Raw genomic sequence first — 3,195 nt, forward strand, 5'->3', positions numbered from 1 at the left:
CCAAAACCGTGGCCCGCGAGGCGGCAAACCTCGGCGCCGTCGAGGACGACGATCTGCGCGCGGCGCTGGCCCGGCTGGGTGCCTCGATCAAGCGAAATTGACGTTTTTCGCAGGCTCGGCCGCGAGACCCCGGCATTGCCACAATGGTCGTTTCAAGCTAGCGAAGGCTTCTTTTTCGGGACCCCCTTCATTCTGGCGTGAATGCGCCAATCCGGGAGCTGACCTTGATCATCACGCGCCGCGCTTTCACCACCGCTCTCTCGCTGACCGGGCTCGCTGCCCTCGCCGGGCTGTCGCCGCTGCGCCTGATCACGGATGCGTTCGCGCAGACCGCCGCCGAGGTCGCCAAGCCGCAGTCGCTGCCCGACATGGGGCTCGGCCCGCAGGACGCCAAGGTGACGATCATCGAATACGCCTCGATGACCTGCCCGCACTGTGCCAATTTCAACGAGACCGTGTTCCCGAAGATCAAGTCGACCTACGTCGACGGCGGCAAGGTCCGTTACGTGTTCCGCGAATTCCCCCTCGACATCAAGGCTGCCGCCGGCTCGATGCTGGCGCGCTGCATCGCCAAGGACGACGCGCCGAAGTTCTTCGCCGTGATCGACCTGCTGTTCCGGCAGCAGAACGACTGGGTGGTCAAGAACACCACCGAGACGCTGACCCGGATCGGCAAGCAGGCCGGCCTCAGCCAGCAGCAGGTCGAGGACTGCCTGAAGGATCAGAAGCTGCTCGACAAGATCGCCGCCGACCAGAAATACGCCAACGAGGTGCTGAAGGTGAACTCGACGCCGACCTTCTTCGTCAATGGCGAGATGCTGAAGGGCGAGACCTCGTTCGAGGAGTTCAGCAAGCGCATCGATCCCCTGCTGAAGAGCTGATCGCACGCCTGTAGATCTGACGTCGTCGTGCCTCGTTTTGAGTCGAGGCACGATAATTGTGGATGATTTGCGATCACGGTGTGCGGCCGTCGCATTATTTGGTTGTTGAAAACTTGATTCGTGCGATGCGAATCTCCGAGGACATGCAGAGGCCACAAAACCCCTGCAAATCCCTTGTAAATCCCTTGGGAAAAGCTTGCTCAAGCGGTTGCCCTGACGCGCTCGCATCGCCATTGTCGCCGCTCATGAGAGCTGCACGCAGCTATTCACCCAGACACCGACATTGCCATCCATGGTATTGTCACGGCAGGGAGATTCGCGCCCGGCCAAACGAGATTTGTGTACATGAAGCTCACGCGCCTCCGCCTGCACGGTTTCAAGTCGTTCGTTGAACCCACCGATTTCATGATCGAGCCGGGCCTGACCGGCGTCGTCGGACCGAACGGCTGCGGCAAATCCAACCTCGTCGAAGCGCTGCGTTGGGCGATGGGCGAGACCTCGCACAAGTCGCTGCGCGCCGCCGACATGGATGCGGTGATCTTCGCCGGTTCCGGCAACCGTCCGGCGCGCAACCACGCCGAAGTCGTGATGACGATCGACAATTCCGATCGCTCGGCGCCGGCGGCGATGAACGACAGCCAGCTGCTCGAAATCTCCCGCCGCATCGAGCGCGAGGCCGGCTCGGTCTACCGCATCAACGGCCGCGACGTGCGTGCCCGCGACGTGCAGATCCTGTTCGCCGACGCCGCCACCGGCGCGCGCTCGCCGGCGCTGGTCCACCAGGGCAAGATCGGCGAGATCATCCAGGCCAAGCCGGAGCAGCGCCGCCGCGTGCTGGAAGACGCCGCCGGCGTCGCCGGCCTGCATGCCCGCCGCCATGAGGCGGAACTGCGGCTCAAGGCGGCCGAAACCAACCTCACCCGCGTCGAGGACGTGATCGGCCAGCTCACCGGCCAGATGGAAGGCCTGAAGAAGCAGGCCCGCCAGGCGATTCGCTATCGCGAGGTCGCGGCCAAGGTGCGCAAGTCCGAGGCGATGCTATTCCATCTGCGCTGGATCGAGGCCAATGCCGACGTCAATGACGCCGGGCGCACACACGATCTCGCCGTACGCGAGATGGCGGAGCGCACCCAGCATCAGGCGGAAGCCGCACGCATCCAGGCGATCCGCGCCACCGAACTGCCGGCGCTGCGCGACGCCGAAGCGCGCGCCGCCGCCGGCCTGCAGCGCCTGACCAACGCGCGCGAGATGCTCGACCGCGAAGAGCAGCGCGCCAAGGAACGCGTCGGCGAGCTCGACCGCCGCCTCACCCAGTTCGCCCAGGACATCGCGCGCGAGCAGCAGCAGACGTCGGACGCCGACGTCGCGTTGCAGCGGCTCGACACCGAAGACGCCGAGCTCAAGGAAGAGATCAAGTCGCGCGTCGAGAAGCGCTCCGGCGTCGACGAGCGCGTTTCCGAGGCCGAAGAGATCCTGGCCGCCACCGAGCGCCAGTTCTCCGAGTTGACCACGCAGCTCGCCGACCTCACCGCCAAGCGCAACCAGCTCGAAGCCGGCGTGCGCACGCATCGCGACCGGCTGGCGCGGCTCGATCAGGAGATCGCCAACGTCCAGGCCGAGGAAACCAAGCTCGCGCAGGAGACCGGCAGTCTCGGCGACATCGACGCGCTCGCCGCCGCCATGGAGATGGCGCAGCAGACGCTCGCCGAATCCGAGGCCGCGGTGCAGGAGAACGAGGCCCATCACGCCGCTGCGCGGCAGACGCTGGAAGCCTCCCGCAATCCGCTCGCCGAAGCCGAGAAACGCGTACAGCGGCTCGAGACCGAAGCCCGCACCATCTCCAAGCTCGTCACCAGCGAGACCAAGAATCTGTGGCCGCCGATCATCGACGGCATCACCGTCGCCAAGGGCTATGAAAAGGCGATCGGCGCCGTGCTCGGCGACGACCTCGATGCCCCGGTGGACTCGTCCGCGCCGATGCGCTGGACCAATGTCGGTGAAGCCGCAGGCGACCCCGCGCTGCCGGATGGCGTCGAGCGACTGGCCGATCACGTTCAGGCACCGCCGGAACTGGCACGCCGTCTGGCCCAGATCGGCGTGGTGGCCAAGGAACGCGGCGCCGCGCTGGTGTCGCAGCTGAAGACCGGCCAGCGGCTGGTGTCGCTCGAAGGCGACGTCTGGCGCTGGGACGGCTTTGTCGCCGACGCCCATGCCCCGACCGGTGCCGCGCGCCGCCTCGCCGAGCGTGCCCGCCTGGTCGATATCGAGCATGAGCTGGAACAGGCCCGCATCGATGCCGCCGCCAAGCGCCAGG

Annotated in this window: 2 protein-coding genes and 1 pseudogene; all 3 read left to right on the top strand. The window is 66.2% G+C overall.

Annotated elements, in window-relative coordinates:
• Positions 1-101, top strand: a pseudogene (locus H8A92_RS40040) (DUF721 domain-containing protein); the annotation flags it as partial.
• A 123-nt stretch (positions 102-224) separates the two neighbouring features.
• Entirely contained in the window at positions 225-881 is a 657-nt protein-coding gene (locus H8A92_RS40045) for a DsbA family protein (protein WP_229200746.1), read from the top strand.
• Positions 882-1,226: 345 nt separating this feature from the next.
• On the top strand, positions 1,227-3,195 hold a 1,969-nt coding region (locus H8A92_RS40050), incomplete at its 3' end, for a chromosome segregation SMC family protein (protein WP_229200747.1).

This window comes from Bradyrhizobium acaciae, assembly GCF_020889785.1.
GTDB lineage: Bacteria > Pseudomonadota > Alphaproteobacteria > Rhizobiales > Xanthobacteraceae > Bradyrhizobium > Bradyrhizobium acaciae.